General features: G+C 44.6%; 17 protein-coding genes. 12 read left to right on the top strand and 5 right to left on the bottom strand.

Going from position 1 to position 18,506, the window contains the following annotated elements; translation table 11 throughout:
* Position 1 precedes the first annotated feature (1 nt).
* Genes H7844_13295 through H7844_13285 form a run of 3 tightly spaced genes read right to left on the bottom strand, consistent with a single transcriptional unit; the run spans position 2 to position 3,206 of the window.
* Positions 2–781 (bottom strand): phosphatidate cytidylyltransferase, encoded by a 780-nt coding sequence (locus tag H7844_13295; GenBank protein ID MEO5358253.1) that lies wholly within the window; start codon positions 779–781, stop codon positions 2–4.
* A complete protein-coding gene (gene uppS, locus H7844_13290) occupies positions 772–1,512 on the bottom strand; it encodes a polyprenyl diphosphate synthase (GenBank protein MEO5358252.1) in 741 nt (246 codons plus the stop codon). The genes H7844_13295 and uppS overlap by 10 nt, the downstream gene beginning before the upstream one ends.
* Positions 1,513–1,532: 20 nt before the next feature.
* Positions 1,533–3,206 carry a hypothetical protein gene (locus H7844_13285; GenBank protein MEO5358251.1) on the bottom strand — a complete coding sequence of 558 codons (1,674 nt, stop codon included), beginning with the start codon at positions 3,204–3,206 and terminating at the stop codon, positions 1,533–1,535.
* A 401-nt stretch (positions 3,207–3,607) separates the two neighbouring features.
* Between H7844_13285 and hemG the strand changes: the two genes are divergently transcribed.
* The 3 genes from hemG to ilvD are packed head-to-tail and all read left to right on the top strand — an operon-like array spanning position 3,608 to position 6,929.
* A complete protein-coding gene (gene hemG, locus H7844_13280; GenBank protein MEO5358250.1) occupies positions 3,608–4,975 on the top strand; it encodes a protoporphyrinogen oxidase in 1,368 nt (455 codons plus the stop codon).
* Between the two features lie 34 nt (positions 4,976–5,009).
* The gene (locus H7844_13275) at positions 5,010–5,234 is read left to right on the top strand and encodes a YdcH family protein (GenBank protein MEO5358249.1); all 225 of its coding nucleotides are present in this window, start codon (positions 5,010–5,012) and stop codon (positions 5,232–5,234) included.
* 21 nt (positions 5,235–5,255) lie between these two features.
* Positions 5,256–6,929: a dihydroxy-acid dehydratase gene (gene ilvD, locus H7844_13270; protein MEO5358248.1), complete on the top strand. Its 1,674-nt coding sequence runs from the start codon at positions 5,256–5,258 to the stop codon at positions 6,927–6,929.
* 89 nt (positions 6,930–7,018) lie between these two features.
* On the opposite strand, the gene H7844_13265 is transcribed toward ilvD, so the two are convergent.
* On the bottom strand, positions 7,019–7,177 hold the full coding sequence (locus H7844_13265) for a hypothetical protein (protein MEO5358247.1): 159 nt from the start codon (positions 7,175–7,177) through the stop codon (positions 7,019–7,021).
* Positions 7,178–7,465: 288 nt separating this feature from the next.
* Here H7844_13265 and hflX point away from each other — a divergent pair, with 288 nt between their 5' ends.
* Genes hflX through hemH form a run of 4 tightly spaced genes read left to right on the top strand, consistent with a single transcriptional unit; the run spans position 7,466 to position 12,126 of the window.
* Entirely contained in the window at positions 7,466–9,067 is a 1,602-nt protein-coding gene (gene hflX / locus H7844_13260; protein MEO5358246.1) for a GTPase HflX, read from the top strand.
* Position 9,068: 1 nt separating this feature from the next.
* On the top strand, positions 9,069–10,133 hold the full coding sequence (locus H7844_13255) for a radical SAM protein (GenBank protein MEO5358245.1): 1,065 nt from the start codon (positions 9,069–9,071) through the stop codon (positions 10,131–10,133).
* 17 nt (positions 10,134–10,150) lie between these two features.
* Complete coding sequence (gene hemE, locus H7844_13250) at positions 10,151–11,173, top strand: uroporphyrinogen decarboxylase (GenBank protein MEO5358244.1); 1,023 nt, start codon at positions 10,151–10,153, stop codon at positions 11,171–11,173.
* Positions 11,170–12,126 (top strand): ferrochelatase, encoded by a 957-nt coding sequence (hemH, locus tag H7844_13245; protein MEO5358243.1) that lies wholly within the window; start codon positions 11,170–11,172, stop codon positions 12,124–12,126. Before hemE ends, hemH begins: the two co-directional genes overlap by 4 nt.
* Before the next feature lie 171 nt (positions 12,127–12,297).
* On the opposite strand, the gene H7844_13240 is transcribed toward hemH, so the two are convergent.
* The gene (locus H7844_13240; protein ID MEO5358242.1) at positions 12,298–14,205 is read right to left on the bottom strand and encodes a hydrogenase iron-sulfur subunit; all 1,908 of its coding nucleotides are present in this window, start codon (positions 14,203–14,205) and stop codon (positions 12,298–12,300) included.
* 288 nt (positions 14,206–14,493) lie between these two features.
* Here H7844_13240 and H7844_13235 point away from each other — a divergent pair, with 288 nt between their 5' ends.
* The 5 genes from H7844_13235 to H7844_13215 all read left to right on the top strand — a co-directional run bounded on the left by H7844_13235 (position 14,494) and on the right by H7844_13215 (position 18,481).
* On the top strand, positions 14,494–15,261 hold the full coding sequence (locus tag H7844_13235) for a c-type cytochrome (protein MEO5358241.1): 768 nt from the start codon (positions 14,494–14,496) through the stop codon (positions 15,259–15,261).
* A gap of 14 nt (positions 15,262–15,275) precedes the next feature.
* Positions 15,276–15,443, top strand: a complete 168-nt coding sequence (locus H7844_13230) for a hypothetical protein (protein ID MEO5358240.1) — start codon at positions 15,276–15,278, stop codon at positions 15,441–15,443.
* A 1-nt stretch (position 15,444) separates the two neighbouring features.
* On the top strand, positions 15,445–15,975 hold the full coding sequence (locus H7844_13225; GenBank protein ID MEO5358239.1) for a cytochrome c oxidase subunit II: 531 nt from the start codon (positions 15,445–15,447) through the stop codon (positions 15,973–15,975).
* 137 nt (positions 15,976–16,112) lie between these two features.
* Positions 16,113–17,669, top strand: coding sequence for a cbb3-type cytochrome c oxidase subunit I (locus H7844_13220; GenBank protein ID MEO5358238.1), 1,557 nt, complete (start codon positions 16,113–16,115; stop codon positions 17,667–17,669).
* Positions 17,654–18,481 carry an SCO family protein gene (locus H7844_13215; protein ID MEO5358237.1) on the top strand — a complete coding sequence of 276 codons (828 nt, stop codon included), beginning with the start codon at positions 17,654–17,656 and terminating at the stop codon, positions 18,479–18,481. Before H7844_13220 ends, H7844_13215 begins: the two co-directional genes overlap by 16 nt.
* Positions 18,482–18,506 lie beyond the last annotated feature (25 nt).

The raw sequence follows: 18,506 nt of genomic DNA, 5'->3' as shown, positions 1-18,506 counted from the left end.
ATTAAAAATATAAAATCAGATAATACAAAACGGGAGCGCTGAAAATCATCCCATCCATCTTATCCAAAAATCCGCCGTGCCCGGGCAGGATGATGCCGGAGTCCTTAACCCCCGCATCGCGCTTAAACATTGATTCAACAAGGTCCCCTATTATCCCCGATATTCCTAAAACGATTCCAATAATTACCGCCTTTGAGACTGTCATCGTAAAACCATATACAGTCCTCATTGCAAGAGATGACAATACAGCCCCGACAAGGGCTGCCACCGCACCCTCAACCGTCTTATTGGGGCTTATGGCCTCGTATAGTTTCCTCCTGCCCATAGCCTTACCCACATAAAGGGCAAAACTGTCGGCCACCCAGATAATCACAAGGAGGGAGATTACAAGCTCAGTTCCAATAGCCCGCAGTTTTACAAAATAAGAAAGCACAACCGGTATATAGAAAAAGCCTGTCCAAAACGGCGCCATATCATTAACAGCATTTTCTGCACTCTTTTTACCGTAGAGCCTTAACATTGAAATTACAAAAAACACCGCTATTGCAGCAGAAATCGGTATGTCATTATACTTATAAGTCAAATAAACCGGTATTATACCTAATAGTGAAAACAAGTGGCGCGCCGGCACATTTGTGCTGTACATGGATAAAAACTCCAGTTGGCAGATGTATGATATGAATGCTATTAAAACGAAAAAATACACAGCCGGTAAGCACTTAATATACAGATACAGCGCCGGTATTACAACCAAGGCAACTAAAAGCCTTTTTAAGTGCATTTCCCGGAGATAACCTTCAGGGTTTCAATATCCTCTGGGATAGCACCGAAACGCCTTTGTCTTAACTTGTAATCCTCAATGGCCCCGTAAAACTCGTCCTTAGTAAAGTCAGGCCAAAGAGTATCCGTAAAAAATAACTCGGCATAGGCTGCCTGCCAGATAAGAAAATTACTTATCCTCTTTTCACCGCCGGTACGAATTATTAAATCCACCATGTCACAACCGGAGGTATCCAGGTTTTCCATAAAACACTCCTCTGACAGGTTTGTGAGGTCATCGCCCTTTAATGCCATTTTTTTAACAGCCCTCAATATGTCGTCCCTGCCGCCGTAGCTTATGGCCATCAACAGGAGCATACCCGTGTTGGAAGCTGTCATGTCTTCAGCCTGATCTATCAGATACTGTATTTTATCGGGTAACTTTTCCCTGTTGCCGATTACCTTAAACACCACACCTTTTTGTAAAAGTTCAAGTATTTCAGTTTGCAGGTAATAGTCCAGCAAATCCATCAGAGTGTCAACCTCAAGCTCAGGCCGCTTCCAGTTTTCTATAGAAAACGCATAAAGTGTCAACACATTCACACCCAACTCCGCCGCCGCCTCTATTATCTCCTTTGTCCTGTGCGCCCCTTGCTTGTGGCCCTCTACACGGGGAAGCCCCCTTTGGTTTGCCCACCTGCCGTTTCCATCCATGATAATTCCAACGTGTTTGGGCAGCGTACTTTTATCCAAAAAAGAGTACCTCCTGATTCCTAAAACTTGATGAGTGAATATACATATAAAATGGATATCAACGGATTCTCACCCTTTAGTATATTGGCGGCTTTAATTCCCAGTACAGGCCTGGAAAGCACATACACCTTATCTTTGTAAATAGCATAATCAAGAATTGTACCGCTTACATCACCGATAAGCACATTTTCCTCAAGTGACAACCCCCCGTAGCGATAGCTAATGACAGAGGATTCTTTGAACCCAAGGGAAGTTGTCGTGGAAGTGATAGGAACCCTCTTAACGGCGGTTACTTTCCGCCCTGTCATATAGAGCTTATCGCTGACATGCCAGTTGCCGGTATCTGTTATAGATGTGGCCGTGGCCTTTTTGTACTCTTTATTATAGCCGCCCATATCATTTTTGCTTCTGTATATCCGTACACCCTGAGAATCCACAAGATTAATATGGTTGTCTTTGTCATAGAAAAAGACTACCCGTTCCTTTTTATCAACGTCCTCTAAAATGGCAAAGTCGTAAATATTCACACCCTTTGGAAGTTTCAAATCTCCGGTCTTGTTAAACTTGCCGTCATACTTCATTGTTTGAACATTGCCCTCATATCCGTCGTAATATGACCATGACTGATAATACAGGGTATCTTTTATCACCCTGAGAAAGCCTTTTGAATGCCAGAGCTCCCTGAAATCATTACCGTTTAGTTCATATACGTAAGAGTGTGCACCATCACTTACAAGTGTCGATATGACAACAAGCCCCTTAGTCTCTGTCTTTAACACATCCATGTAGAAATTCTCGCCGAGACGTTTGCCGTCGTATTCCCACAGTTTAAGCAGATCAACACCCGGTTTGTAAACAGTTATATCAGAGCCGTGCCCGATAAGTATCTCCTCAGTCCCATCGCCGTTTAGGTCCCCTATGGCTATAAGCTCAGAGGACATAGGAAGCGTAAAGGTAAGCATGGGCTCGCTTATTGAGGCGACAAAGAAGTCGGATACTGAGGCCAGCTGGTCTAAGTACGCATCCGTAAATAAGGATTTTCCCGATAAAAGCTCTTTACCGTCTTTAGTCCAGAAAAAACGCTGTCTCAGGTATTTTTTATCCTGTTCAACCACGGAATCAACAAAGATGAGCACCTCTGTTTGAAGACGCCCGGCCTCTGCTGTCAATTTCACAATATCATCGTCATCCAGAGGTGTGTCAATGAGTTCAAATCGCTGAGTATCCCTCAATTCCCTGTAATAGGCATCCCCTAAAAACCAATCCATTTTCTTCGCCTGGTAAAAAAGAGCACGTATTTTAGATTTAGTTATCCGTACAATATCACCTTTTAGAGGTGTTCCGCTAAGAACTACAGCTACATAGGAGCCGGTTGTTTTAGAGATAACCTCGGCAGTCCCTACAGGCTTTTCAAAGCGGCCGAGAGGCTCGTTTGTCACAGGATGGTAGAAGGTCTCACCAGGGCGGAATATCTCCAGCCTTGAGCCAACCGCCAATTCTGAGTCCGCTGCTCTCTCCAGTGTTATTGAAGCCTTTGTAACCCCTGTTATTGTCAAACTGGCTGATTTGAAATACTTAACAGCCTGCTCGCTAAGGGGTTTTAGAGGATTATCCTCTCCATTTACATATTTTAGAGGAAAAAGACAAAACACCACAAATACTAAAGCTGATACTTTTAATAAGTTTTTCATCATTTGAGTTTTTCCTAAGTTTTTTTATTTCCCTATTGTATCATAAAAAATGTAATAAAAGATGCTTTTATATTTTACATTTTTATATTTTCCCCCTGCAATGTTTAATGAAAGAATAAAGTGCTTATTTGTTATAAAATTTACCGTATTTACATCAATGTAGCTCTCCGCAGCCGGCAAAAGGAGTAACCCTAAAAAGTTTTATACTGCGAAGCTACGGCATAAAAAGCTTTTGACTTTTCCCCCTTTCAGATGTCATAATATACAGGTGGGTGTTATGTATTATTTGTGGCTATTTTACGGGTTGTTATGAGGTGATTGTTTTTCAGCGGAAAGACCGCTCTGCTGGGGGTACAAGGTATAACTATGCAAAAGAAAAGGGACGGCAAAGGGTATAATATAGAATGGATGTTTTAATAGCCGGCGGTGGGATTTCAGGTCTGAGTCTTGCTTTTTTGTTGTTAAAAAGCAGGCCGGATATTGATGTTACAGTGTTTGAGTCAGAGCCAAGGACAGGGGGTAAGATTTGGACTGAAAAGCACAATGGTTACACTTTAGAGGGCGGCGTGAACGGCTTTTTAGATAACAGGCCTAAAACCCTTGAGCTTGCCGGCATGCTGGGTCTGCCGCCGCTTAGCAGCAGTGATAAGGCAAGAAAGCGTTTTATATATAAAGAGGGGTCTCTACGGCAAATTATGGAATCGCCTCTGGGCTTTATAACTTCCGATCTGTTAAGCCTCTCCGGCAAACTCAGGCTGCTTTACGAAGCAGTGGCTCCGAGGGGTTGTGAGGATGATGAGACACTCAGAGACTTTGCGGTAAGACGGCTGGGACGTGAGGCCTTTGAAACACTCATTGAGCCTATGGCAACTGGAATTTATGCAGGAGATGCCGAAAAACTATCGCTGAAGTCGTGCTTTCCTAAAATTAATAATCTGGAGATGCTCCACGGCAGCTTGCTTGTTGGTATGGTTAAAATGAAGTTAGCCGCCGGAAAAACCGGACGGGAGGTATCAGCAGGCCCGGGGGGAAAACTAACTTCCTTTGACGGTGGCATGGAATCGCTTATAGCGGCACTGAGGGACAGCCTCGGCAACAGGATAAAAACCGGCGTCAGGGTTGTCTCAGTAGATAAAACCGGTGATGGTTACACAGTTGCCCTTGGTAATACGGAGACGGTAACTGCACAGCGTGTTGTTTTGGCAACACCGGCATATGCCACAGCAGAGATATTAAGGGATTTTGACAGTTCGATGCCAAAGGAGTTAAGCAAGATACCGTATCCTTCTGTAATGGTGATGTGTATGGGATTTAAGAGAGAGAGTTTTACTGAGGACTTTGATGCTTTCGGTTTTTTAGTACCTTCTAAAGAAAACAGGAAAATATTGGGTACGTTGTGTGACTCATGCATATTCCCCGGCAGAGCGCCCGAGGGAAGGGTTCTTCTCAGAACGATGACAGGAGGGGCAAGGGCTTCAGAGTCTGCCGCCATGTGGAGTGATGAAAAGGCGGAGGACGTGGTACTGGGGGAGCTGTCGGAAATAATGAGAGTTAAAGGAATACCTGAGCTGGTGAAAATCTATCGGCACGAAAAAGCCATTCCTCAGTACAACGTGGGCCATGCGGCGATTTTGGCCAGAATTACAGAATCGCTGAAAAAGCATGAGGGGCTTTACCTGCACGGTAATTCGTACAAGGGGATAGGGGTGAATGACTGCATAGAGGGCTCCTTTAAATTGTCAACTGAAATACTAAATTCTATGAACACTTAAATTATATTAACAGTATCAAAGGAGGTATATATAAGTGACTGAGCAGGAGATAGTAGAGAGGCTAAGGACAGGTAATGAGGTATTCAGAAAAATTGAGGATGAGCACAGAACATTGGATAAACAGGTGTATGAATATGACACCAAAGTGTATTTGACACTGGATGAGGACATGCACAGAAAGATGCTCCAGAAGGAAAAATTGCAGAGAAAGGACAAATTAGCTGAAATGATCCGTGAGTTCAAAAAATTTGCCAATTAGAGTAATAAAGGAGGCTCAGAAGTGAGAAGCGATCAGATAAAGAAGGGGGTAGAGCGGGCGCCTCACAGGAGCCTTCTGTACGCAACGGGAATACCGGGGTCTGAAATGGATAAGCCGTTTATAGGGGTTGCCACAAGTTTTACAGACATAATTCCCGGCCATACGGGAATGAGAGACATGGAGAGGTTTATAGAAAAAGGGGTTCACACCGGAGGCGGGTATCCCTTTTTCTTTGGAGTACCCGGCATATGTGACGGGATAGCTATGGGGCACAGGGGGATGCACTATTCACTTCCTTCGAGGGAACTGATAGCGGATATTATAGAGGCCGTAGCCGGTGCTCATCAACTGGACGGCTTAGTGCTGCTGACCAACTGTGACAAGATAACTCCCGGGATGCTTATGGCGGCAGCCCGTTTGAATATTCCATCCATAGTGGTAACAGCCGGCCCCATGCACTCAGGCCGTCTCAAGGGTAAACGCCTGTCGCTTGTAAATGATACTTTTGAGGCTGTAGGGAAACACAAAAAGGGTTTGATAAACGACTCGGAGCTGCAAGCCCTGGAGATGTGCGCCTGTCCGGGGACAGGCTCGTGTCAGGGCATGTATACTGCAAACACAATGGCCTGCGTGACTGAGGCTATAGGGATGAGCATACCGTTTACAGCCACAGCGCTGGCCATATCAGCGGAGAAACGGCGAATAGCTTTTGAAAGTGGAGCACGCATAACCGAGCTTGTTAAAAGAAACATTACACCTCGTAAGATAATGACTCTGAAGGCATTTGAAAATGCTATCAGGGTGGATACAGCTCTTGGCGGTTCAACCAACACAGTACTTCACATACCTGCCATAGCTCATGAGGCCGGAGTGAAGCTGCCACTTGAGATTTTTAATACCATAAGTAAGACAACTCCACACATAGCAAACATGCTTCCCGGGGGCACCAACTACCTTGAGGACTTGCACTATGCCGGCGGGATTCCAGCAGTGATTAAGCGCCTGGGGCATCTCATGCATGACCTGCCCACGGTCTCCGGTAAGCGCATAAGCGATATAATCCGTGAGGCCTCCATAGAGGATGAGGAAGTTATAAGACCGTTGGATAAGGTACACCATAAAGAGGGCGGAATAGCTATCTTAAAGGGTAATCTTGCTCCGGGCGGCGCTGTTGTTAAGCAGTCGGCAATAATAGAAAAGATGATGATATTTGAAGGCACGGCACGGGTGTATGACTCTGAGGAGGAGGCTATGAGCGCCATACTTGACGGGAAAATCACCCATGGCGATGTTGTGGTCATACGGTATGAGGGACCAAAGGGAGGCCCTGGGATGCGTGAGATGCTCTCCTCCACGGCAACCATAGCCGGAATGGGACTCAGTGAATCCGTAGCCCTTATTACAGACGGGAGGTTTTCAGGCGGCACACGAGGCCCTTGCATCGGGCACATATCACCTGAGGCGATGGAGGGCGGCACAATAGCAATAGTTGAAAACGGTGATAAGATTAAGATTGATATCCCAAAGCGCAGTATTGAGCTCATTGTTGATGCTGCCGAGATAAAACAGAGACTTAAAAGGTGGAAGCCCCCTGAGCCCAAAATCACCACCGGCTATTTGTTAAGATATGCACAGATGGTGACATCAGCAGGCACAGGCGCCGTTATGGAGGGCGCTACACGCAAACGGAAATAAGCAGACGATATATATGCAATCCATGCGATTAAAGGAAAGGGGTACAAGGGGGGGTGAAAGTATCTCCTTTCCTTTAGTATATTTTTTTGTTAATACCAATTCGCATTCAATCGTCTAACTTCGTTGGCCTCGCCAAAAGCTCCGGGATGTACTAAAGTGTCGCTTTCCTTATTGCCGCCTGTGTTTAGTTCTGACTGCAGGTTGGCCTTCATTTTTGCATACCTGAAGGCTACTCTTTTTAAGGCCACAGGAGCCTATTCTTTCTTTTACCCACTCAAAACGTGAAAGAACCATTTTTTAAAAATTTTACTTGACATCACGGTTACTATAAGAGAGTACGTCCCGGAGCTTGTGACGAAACCAGTAAAAAGTTAGACGATTGACTGCTTGTATTAAAAATCAAGCGGACGATATTAATTTTTTGTTATAATAATCACCGGATACCCGGCAAACGGCGGTAACCTACAAAAGAAATTTTCGGGAGGGCTGATATACCTACGGTTTATGGTAATGTTTCAGGGCTGAGCAAGAAGGCCTTGTATGACCTGGAAAGAATTTACAGAAGGAAAGTTCCTCCCAATGAGATATTAACGGTGGACCTTGGCCGTTATTTGGCGGAGATTTCATCAGAGCTAAACCGGCAGGTAGGGGTCACTGTAGAAAGAGGGGGCTCAATTGTGCACGTTATTGCAGGGGATGCCTCATCGGTGTTTATACCGGAGATGCCGAATTATCCGCTGGGTAGAAAGTTCTTAAGAGGGCTCAGGTTTATACATACACATCTTAAAAACGAGCCCCTTAGCAAAGATGATCTGACAGACCTTGCCCTGCTGCGCTTTGACTACATGGTGGCACTGGGCATTAAGGACGGCCTTCCCGATAAGTTCTATGGCGCTCATCTTGTTCCGCATAATACAGGCGTTATGTATGATGTCGGGGAGGCGGTTAGTTTTTATAATTTGGAGCTGGACTTTTCGGCTTTCATAAGAGCACTTGAGGATGAAATGCAAAAAGGGCGCTCACAGACTGATACCTCTGCGGTGGAGCAGGCAATCCTTGTAAGCGTATCGCCGCTGCCACGTTATGAAATTGAGGAGTCTATGGATGAACTCCGTGAACTATGCCACTCTTGCAGCATAGTTGTCATAGATACGGTAATTCAACGTTCAAAGGACATTAACCCACGGTACCTGCTTGGAATGGGTAAGCTTAAGGAATTAATCATCGATGCACTTAACAAAGGTGCCACGGTATTAGTGTTTGATCAGGATTTAAGCCCGTCTCAGGGTAAGGCTGTGGCAGATATGACGGAGCTTAAGGTAATAGACCGCAGCCAGTTGATTCTGGATATATTTGCGCGGCGCGCCCACAGCCGTGACGGCAAGGTGCAGGTGGAGCTGGCACAACTGAAGTACCGTCTCCCGCGGCTTACCGGTAAGGGCACTGCAATGTCGCGTCTTGCGGGAGGTATAGGAGGGCGCGGCCCGGGTGAGATGAAACTAGAGATAGACAGAAGGCGCGTACGAGAGCGTATTACACTTTTAACAAAAGAACTTGAGAAACTCTCACTTGCCCGCACTCAGAGAAAACAACGGAGGGCACAAAGCGCACTACCTATTATCTCCATAGTCGGCTACACCAATGCAGGGAAATCAACACTACTGAATAACCTTACAAAAAGCAGCACATTTACGGAAGACAAAATGTTTGCAACACTGGATACAGCAAGCAGACTACTGCGTTTCCCACGCCAAAGGAATGTGATTATGACAGACACGGTAGGATTTATAAGAGATTTACCACAAGACCTTGTGGCTGCCTTTAAGTCAACACTTGAGGAGCTTGAGGATGCCGATTTGCTGCTTCACCTTGTGGATATTTCCAACCCGCATTTTGAAAAGCATATAGCCTCAGTTGAGAAAACCCTGCTGGAGCTTAATCTGTCATCTAAGGATACACTTTTGGTTTTTAATAAAACAGACAGAGTGCCGCAGGATGTGGTGAAAAACCTTATGCGCAGGTTTGGCGCCACAGCTGTTTCCGCCATAGACAACACTACCTTTGAGCCGCTGCTGAGGGCTCTGGAGGAAGAGATATTTTTAAAGACAGCGAAGAAACTTTTGTACTGTGAGGTATGAACTGGACTTTCAACCTAAATGGATAGCGTGGGAGGTAACACGCCGCTGCAACCTGGGATGTGTTCACTGCCGCTCATCATCAGAGGCAACCTCAGAGGGACATCCTGATTTTTCCTTTGAAGAGGGTAAGCGCATCATAGATGATATTAGAAGTTTTTCACAACCTGTTGTGGTACTCTCCGGTGGCGAGCCGCTTCTGAGAAAGGATGTTTTTCAGTTAGCCTCATACGGCACTGAGGCCGGACTCAGGATGTGCATGGCAACAAACGGGATGTTGGTTACCGGAAAAACATGCAAAGCGATGAAAGCCTCCGGCATAAGGATAGTCTCTCTGAGTCTGGATGGCTCAAGTTCTGAGGTTCACGACAACTTCCGCCGCCAAAATGGCGCATTTAACGGAGTTGTGCGGGCTGCCGCATTATTTAGGGAACACGGCATTGAATTTATAATAAACTCTTCATTTACAAAACGCAATCAGGAGGAAATCCCAAAGGTTTATGAGTTGGCTAAGACCCTTGGCGCAACCGCATGGTATATGTTTATGATAGTGCCCACAGGGCGCGGGCAGGACATTATGGATGAACTTATAACGAAAGAAGATTACGAAAAAATCCTCAACTGGCACTATGATATGGAAAAGACGGAGGACTCCATCCTTGTCCGCCCGACCTGTGCGCCTCACTACTACAGAATAGCGCTGCAGAGGGGTAAAGCGGACGGTGAAAAAGTAAAACGCCGCTCTCTTAAGTTTTCCACCGGAGGCTCAAAGGGCTGTATTGCAGGACAATTGATATGCCTTATCGATGTGGATGGAAACGTGTTGCCGTGCAGTTATTTTCACCTGCCTGCCGGAAATCTCAGACAGCAGCCGTTTAAGGAAATATGGGAGAGTTCCCAGCTGTTTAAAGACATGAGGGATTTTAAGAGCTACGGCGGAAGGTGCGGCAAATGTGAATTTTTGAATGTCTGTGGAGGCTGCCGCGCAAGGGCATACTCGATGTGTGGAAATTATATGGAAGAGGAGCCGTTTTGTAATTATATACCGGTTAAGCCGGTTAAAACCTGACGGAGGAACAAGGTGTTATGAACGATACATTTTTAAGGGCTTGCAGAGGTGAAAAAACCAGCTATACACCAATATGGATTATGAGACAGGCAGGGCGTTACCTGCCGCAGTACCAAAAGGTACGTTCCACTATGGACTTTCTGACTCTGTGTAAAACCCCCGAAAAGGCGGCTGAGGTCACCATGCAACCGGTAGATACCCTCGGCGTGGATGCCGCCATATTGTTTTCCGATATTTTAATTCCGGCGGAAAAAATGGGATTAAAACTAAAATTTCTTGAAAATAAGGGACCTAAGTTCAGCAAACCGGTAAGAACCGTCAAAGACGTTAAAAAGTTGAAAGTCATTGTGCCCGATGAGGATGTTCCATATGTGCCGGAAACTATAAAAATTCTCCGTAAGGAGTTGAAGGTCCCCCTTATTGGATTTGCAGGCGCCCCTTTTACCCTTGCCACTTATATGATTGAGGGCGGAAGCTCTAAGAACTTTCTTACTACAAAGAAACTCATCTACAGAGAGCCTGAAACATACCGGTTGCTGATGGAAAAAGTTACAGAATCAACGATAGCCTATCTGTCGGCACAGATACTTGCCGGGGCTCAGGCTGTTCAATTATTTGATTCATGGGCAGGTGCACTTTCCCCTGCTGACTATAAACTCTATGCTTTCCCTTATGTAAAAATCACAGTGGAAGCTATAAAGCGTCTGGGCGTTCCGGTGATTTATTTTATAAACAATTGTGCCGGTATTATTGATGCTGCCAAAGATGTTGACTCAGATGTTATCGGTGTTTGCTGGCGTATTGATTTAAAAAAAGCGGCACGTAAGCTAAAGGGGCTTGCCTCCATACAGGGTAATCTCGACCCTTGCATACTGTACTCATCAAAGCACCACATAGAAGCCGAGGCAAAGGAGATTCTTAAAAAAGCTGCCGATGCAAGGGGACACATCTTTAATCTGGGACACGGGGTTTTACCGGATACACCGGTGGATAATGTTAAATTTCTTGTTGATACCGTACACTTAAAAAGCGCACAATGACAACAGGCGTAATACTTATAAATATGGGCGGCCCTGAAAATCTTGATGCAGTGAAGCCGTTTTTATATAATCTGTTTTCAGACAGGTTAATAATTAAGCTGGGCCCGCCCTTTATGCAAAGAACGATAGCGGCGCTTATTGCAGCATTAAGAAGCGGCAAGACAAAGTCCATGTATGCCAAAATCGGGGGCGGCTCCCCTATCGGTAAAATCACAGCCTTGCAGGGTGAAAAACTTGAGGCTGCCCTTACCGCCAAATCCTCCTCTGCTTACAAAGTCTTTGTTGCTATGCGTTACACAACTCCTTCTATAGAGGAGTCCTTGCAAAGGGCTGTTAATTCAGGCATTACACAATTTATTGCACTAAGTCTCTACCCCCACTACAGCCTTGCCACAACCGGCTCGGCATATGCGGTACTTAAGACGGAAGTTGAGCGCTTAGGTGTAAACTGTAAGTATATTACATCATATGCCGGCAACGAACTATACATTGCCGCACTTGTTGACACCATAAATAGCAAGCTGCCGGAATTTAACGGTAACTGTCATGACATTTTATTTAGCGCTCACGGCCTTCCCCAATACTTTATTGACGAGGGAGACCCCTACGTTGAGGAAATAACTAAGACCACAGAGAAAATCAGTAAGCAGATAACCGGATATAACTACCATCTTTCATATCAAAGCAGAAGCGGGCCGGTAAAGTGGCTTGAGCCGTCAACAGAGGATAAAATTCAACAACTATCGCAGCAGGGAATTAAAAATCTGTTAATTGTTCCCATAAGCTTTGTCTCAGACCATATAGAAACGCTTTATGAGATAGATATACTGTATAAGGAACTATCTAAAAAAAGCGGCGTTAATATATTAAGACCACCGGCACTAAACGATAACGCGGCTTTTATTGAGGCTTTAGCATCATTAGTGCTAAGGGAGAGGGCAAAGGAGAAATAAAGTGGAGAAAGAGCAAGGGGCAGGACACAGTCCTTCCCCTTATACCAAGCTGCATTCATTCGATTAACTTTGTTGGCTTAGTCGAAAGCTCCTTGACGAATCCCTTAAAGGACAATCCCCTGTAAGGGATTCGCCGCTTTCTCCCAGCCACCTCGTATTGTAATTTCCTCTCTATTGGTTATCTTTGAGATACAAGAAGTTCTTATCGTGCTCATCATAAGAGATAATGACGCTGTCTTTCGGTTTTAAATTTTTGTCAATATTTAACTCACTCTTCTTTTCCGGAAACAGTGTTTCCACCATTCTAAAGCTAAGCGCTGCTTGTGTCGGTGCCACTAATATCTCATCATATACAAACACTGAAGAATCTCTCCTTATGCCCCTGGGGTAATATTCCCTGGAATATATGGGTTTACCGTTTTCAAGCAGTTCCACTTTAATCGGAGAACGTGCGCTTGCAACTGACGAAGTCGATCTGTACTTAAATGTCAAAATAATTACCGCCTTGTCCTCAGGATAAAACGCTTTAAGATCATTTGTAAGCGGATACAGTATAGCTACGGCAACTATCAGCACTATGGATGCTAAAATGTAGTTTATCTTGTTGTGTCCTAATATCATGAGCTTATCCGTCTTAAAGCCCGTGTCTAAGTCTGCGATAAACTTATCGAGCTCTTTAGTAATATTTTCAACAGAGGTTGTTTCAAACACCCGTACCGCTGTTACGTCCACATCTTTATGCAGTGATGGTTTTCTGGTTTTTTCGTACCTCTGAACCGTCCACTTGCAACCTTCCCTGTAATGGCAATCATCCTGCTCGCAGCCTACCATGAAGATGCCTTTCACACCTGCATCTAATATCTCCTTTGCATGATTTACATGCACTGAGCCGATACAAGGCAAATCATAAGCCATAACATCGGACCTGGATGGAATTTCCGCTGTAAATTTACACCTGAATGCAACGATTTTCGGCAACCTAGCCTTAATTTCATCAAGCACCTCAACCCACGGGTAGTCCTCAAGTGTGATGGATTTAAAACTACATGCGCCGACGCAAACTCCACAGGCGGAGCACTTGCTTTCATCAACCACGGCTTTTTTCTTGCCGCCCTCAATACGTCTCATCGTTACCGCCTCATAAGGGCAGTCAATATAACAACGCTCACACCCCGTACACCGCTCACGGTCTATTACAGCAGGGGATACTTTTCTCCCTTTAATTATCCACGGGAAAACCACCAGTAACACCACTGTCCCCGAGACCACAAGCCACATTGTGGATATCGGCATGATGTTTAACAACGGATAAACAAAGAAATACGCCCAGTCCATGTGGATTTCAAACGGAATGCTGGCCAGGCTTGCCCCTGCATCACTCTTAGCCCTTAGCAGGAAGCTTATCACAAGGATGTTAACAGTAAGCGCTATCCATAGAAATTTCGGAGGCACCAGCCGCGGACGCGCATTTCTCATAACATGAATCCAAAGCACAAACACTATGCCAATGGTCAGAGCCACATGAAAGTAAAGAAGCATCCTGAATAGTCCGCCGAGAAGCTTGATGTCGTTGCCAAAAAAAGTGCTCATAATCGAGTCACCGAATATCGGCAGATAGCTCAGAAACTTTCCGGTAAGCACACCTATAAGCTGAGCTTTAGCGTCCCATACCAAAATGTAGCCGGATATTCCGATAACAATAAAGACCATCAAAGCCAAAACACCGGTTATCCACGCCACCCATCGAAACATGCGGAAACGGTCTGTAACCAACACATGCACAGTGTGCACAAGTGTCGTAAAAATTAAGGCTGCCGAGGTGTACCTGTGAACACCTCTCATCAGATTGCCCATAAAACTTGCGGATATTTTCTCAACTGAAGAAAAACAAAATCTGGGATCTATATTGTAAAATATATACAAATAGATACCGGATATCGTGTCAGCAACGAGCAGATAAATTGCAATTGCCCCAAGAAAATGAAGCGGGTTTAGCTTAAAAGAGAACAAGCTGCTGAACACATTGGTAATACGGTGAAAAACTTTTAGTGGTGTTGTCGGTTTTATTTGTTCTTTCATGTTATTATCCTGCCTGATAATGATAAGTTTATGCTATGATTTATATCATAGCCATGTGTAAGCGTAACAGAAATCACTTTTTTTAAAAATATTTTTTTAATGAACATGCCTTATGTCATTGATTTTTTATTTTCATTAATATATAATTCGGCAGTTTTTGAAACTGAGCTATAGTGCTAAGTAAATTCTAAATTAGTTAGGGAGGTTTAAGCATAATTACTCTATGTGTAAGTTTTTTGATATTAACATAGGGAGTACACAACAATTTACCCCATAAGGAGGGCAAAAATGAAAGGCAGAGTTGTATCGTTAGTAGTTCTTGGTGTTGTTTTTTGGGCTTTTGTTGTAGGGGAAAGTTATGGAGCGGACCCCCAGACGGTTCAGCTTGGCAAAACGGTTTATGAGAGAAGGTGTGCCTTCTGTCATGGCCTAAAGGGAGATGGGAAAGGAACGGCTGAGTTTGTTTCTAAGAAGAAGGACGGTAAGATATGGAAGATTTATCCCCGTGATTTTACCTTCGGTTCTTTCAGGTTCAGGTCAACCCAGACAGGCTCCTTACCGACGGATGCCGACCTAATGAATATATTATCACGTGGCATCCCAAGGTCAAGTATGCCTGCCGGCAGAGACCTTTCCGATCAGGAGAAAATGGCGGTAATTCAGTACATTAAGACATTTTCAGCGAGGTGGAAGGATGAACAGCCCGGGACTGCCATAACCGTAACTGCAAAGCCTGGGTGGGTTGGAAGCCCTGAGTCGGTAGCAAAGGGCGAGCAGGTATGGAAAAACATGAAATGCTGGGAGTGCCATGGTGAAAAGGGCAGAGGAGATGGTACCAAGTCGGAAACTATCAAAGATGATATGAAAAGAGCGATACTTCCGTTTGACTTTACAGTCGGAGCATTAAAAAGAGGTAACACTCCGGAGGATATCTATCTTGCATATACTACGGGTCTTGACGGGACAGGAATGCCATCATATGAGGATTCGCTCAATGAGGACGATCGCTGGCATCTTGTGTCTTTTACACAAAAGTTAATGGGATTGGTTAAATAACGGAGGTGAAGAATATGGATGACAGAACATTTATAGAAAAATTACTTGATAGTCCGATAGCTCTTTTAGTGCTTTCAAACGTCATATTTGCCCTCACCTATTTTGTATGGGGGGCATACAAGATCGTAACAATACCCCAGGTTCCGGCTGCCCTTAAAGATTTAATATTAGGAGGGAAATAAAATGGCAATACTTGCACCGGAAAAAGGATGGTTTCATAAGAAGGTTGCAAAAGATGAAAAAATGTGGATAATGTGTGCAACGGTAGTTGCGCTGGCACTGTTTGCAATCATGGTTTTGTGGCATTTAGTAGGCAAGCAGAACCCATCTTATACTGTTTACAACACCTCGCCGGATGAATTTTACAAGATGGCTCAGGCAAACTGGAAGAAATACCAGATTGGAGAGGAGGCCGGCATTCCTGTTGTTAAACCCGCTCCCGACAGTGACGTATATGTTATCGGCACAACGTGGAGATGGGAACCGGTACTTATCCTTAAAAAGGGAGCCAAGTACAGGTTTCATGTATCATCCCTGGATCTCCTTCATGGGTTTTCGCTTCAGCCTATGAACATGAACTTCCTGATACATCCTGGATATGATTATGTACTAACGTTTAAGCCTACATACACTGGTGATTTCCGGCTGATCTGTAACGAGTACTGCGGCCCTGGTCATCATTCGATGATTGGCAAGATAGTAGTTGAAGATTAAAGCTGAAGGAGGAGCACAATATAATGTTTACTACATGCGATATTACCGGATTTAAAGTAGATAAACGGGTGTTGCCTTTAATCAAGGCAAATGCAGTTGTATCGGTCGTAGCGCTTCTTCTGGGCGTAACGGCAGCCATGCTTGTTTTATTGACGAGATGGCAGGTGATACATCTTCTACCCGTTGATTGGTTTTACAGAATACTGACTCTCCACGGTTTAGTTGCGCTGGTTGTATGGATAGTTTTCTGGGAGATGGCGGGGCTGTTGTTTGGTTCAACCATTGTACTTAACGCACGAATGGTTGCCCCTTCTGTAGCATGGGCGTCTTTTGTCATGATGGTTGTAGGAACTGCCTTAGTGGCCTATACTGTGCTTACAGGAACGGCGGATGTTTTGTTTACATCGTATGCCCCCCTTAAAGCTGACCCACTGTACTACCTGGGGATTATCCTGTTTGCTGTGGGAGCTCTGATTGTAATTGGTCTTTTCTTTGCAAATATAATTGTTGCTAAAAAGGAAAAAACATATGGAGACGGACCGCTTCCTCTGTTTACGTTTGGTCTCCTTACCGCCTCTATCTTGGGTGTTGGCACACTATTACCGGGTGCAGTGATCTATGTCCCTACATTTTTGTGGTCACTAGGGCTTATTGACTCAGTTGACAGTATTATTTACAGGCTGATCTTCTGGGGCTTCGGACACTCTGCACAGCAGGTCAACGTCGCTGCTATGATATCCATATGGTATCTTGGTGCATTTTTAACCGTTGGTGGTACATCAATAAACGAAAAAGTCAGCAGAATAGCATTTCTATTTTATATGATTGGTATAAACCTGGCTTCTGCTCACCATCTTTTAGTTGACCCTGTTCCCTCGCCTTCATGGAAGGTCTTAAACACCAGTTACTTTATGTATTTGGCGGTGCTGGCCTCTATGATTCACGCATTTGCAGTTCCCTCAGCGGTTGAAACTGCTCAGAGACGTCGTGGATATACGAAGGGGTTATTCGATTGGCTTAAGAATTGCCCGTGGGGAAATCCGGCTTTTGTGGCTGTATTTTTATCTATAGTAATATTTGGATTCATCGGCGGTGTTACCGGTGTTATCAACGGTGCCGAGCAGGCAAACATGATAATCCATAACACGATAGCGGTGCCCGGGCACTTCAAAGGCACGGTTGTCGGTGGAACTACTTTGACCTTCATGGGTGCTACGTATTATCTGATACCCCTTATATTCAGAAAGAAGATTTCGCTGTACGGTGTAGCTAAGGCGGTGCCCTGGATGTTTGCTCTCGGTGTTGTTACTCTTTCAGCCGGGCTTTCGACCCTTGGGTACCTTGGAGTACCGCGCCGTCACTGGGACGTAACTTTCGGCGGCGGTCCCTTTACATATTCATTCCCTGCAATTACCGACATGTTTTGGGTTGTGGCTGTAGTGGGTGGAGCGATTGCATTTCTTGCCGTTTTGGCATGGGTGATTGTTGTTGTAGTGTCGGTGTTTTTTGGAACACCTGTCAGAGGCAAAGAGGATATGCAGCTTACTCTTTCCGATATACCGCCGGCTGATGATAATCATTCAGGTTTTGTAGCTCCCGGAACTTTTGCCCTTACAATAATCTTTATGATAGCGTTTTTGATCTTTACCACCCTAAACTGGGGATGGCTAAGTGTCATGTGGGAGGTAAAGTAGGAATCGGAGTGAAAACTCTCCTGCTTTTGCTCTTGTTTGTTAGTCTTTACGGAGCAGGCGTCTCGGAGGCTGATATGAAGTCACCTAACCAAAAGGTGACCCTCAATACAACCCTCCCGGACGTCAAACTCCTTGACTCATATGGAAAGACAGTTTCAATTAAGGAGATTATCGGCGGTAAGGTACTCATTATAAGCCCTATTTATACGAGGTGCCAAACCGCCTGTCTTCTTATTACTGACAGTGTGATGAGCGTTGTTGATAAAGTAGAGGGGCTTGGTGTGAATTATAACGTTCTTACCCTTACCTTTGACCCCGATGACGACCAAAAACAAATGGAAAAATTCAGAAACACCTGGCAACTCGATAATAAACCAGGCTGGACTGTGGCAGGCGGCGGCAAAGGTGAAGTTGAAAAACTTTTAAAAGCCCTGGACTTTCAATACACATTAGATGGTGAAACCGGAGAGTTTTTACATCCTAACTTACTGATTGTAATTACTCCGATGGGGAAAATTTCAAAATATATATATGGTGTAAATTACGACGAAAAGAACGTCAGATTAAGCATCCTTGCTGCTAAAAAAGAGGGCTCTTCCCTTACTCTTACCGAGGGTGTTCTCCTTTGGTGCTATCGTTATGATCCGCTTACCGGCAAGTATATTTTTGACTGGGGACTTGTCTGTGAACTAATCGGAGGGATAGCTTTTTTCATATCAATTCCTTTTTTTTTCTGGGGCAGACTGGTTATCTCTAAAATCAAGTTTTTTTCATCCAGAATTTTTATGCGTAAGCGTTTCTCAAACAGCTAATACCAATTCAAAAGTAAACACAGGC

The organism is Nitrospirae bacterium YQR-1 (assembly GCA_039908095.1).
GTDB lineage: Bacteria > Nitrospirota > Thermodesulfovibrionia > Thermodesulfovibrionales > Magnetobacteriaceae > Magnetomonas.
Note: the sequence above shows the minus strand (reverse complement) of the source record. Positions and strands in the feature narration are given on the sequence as shown.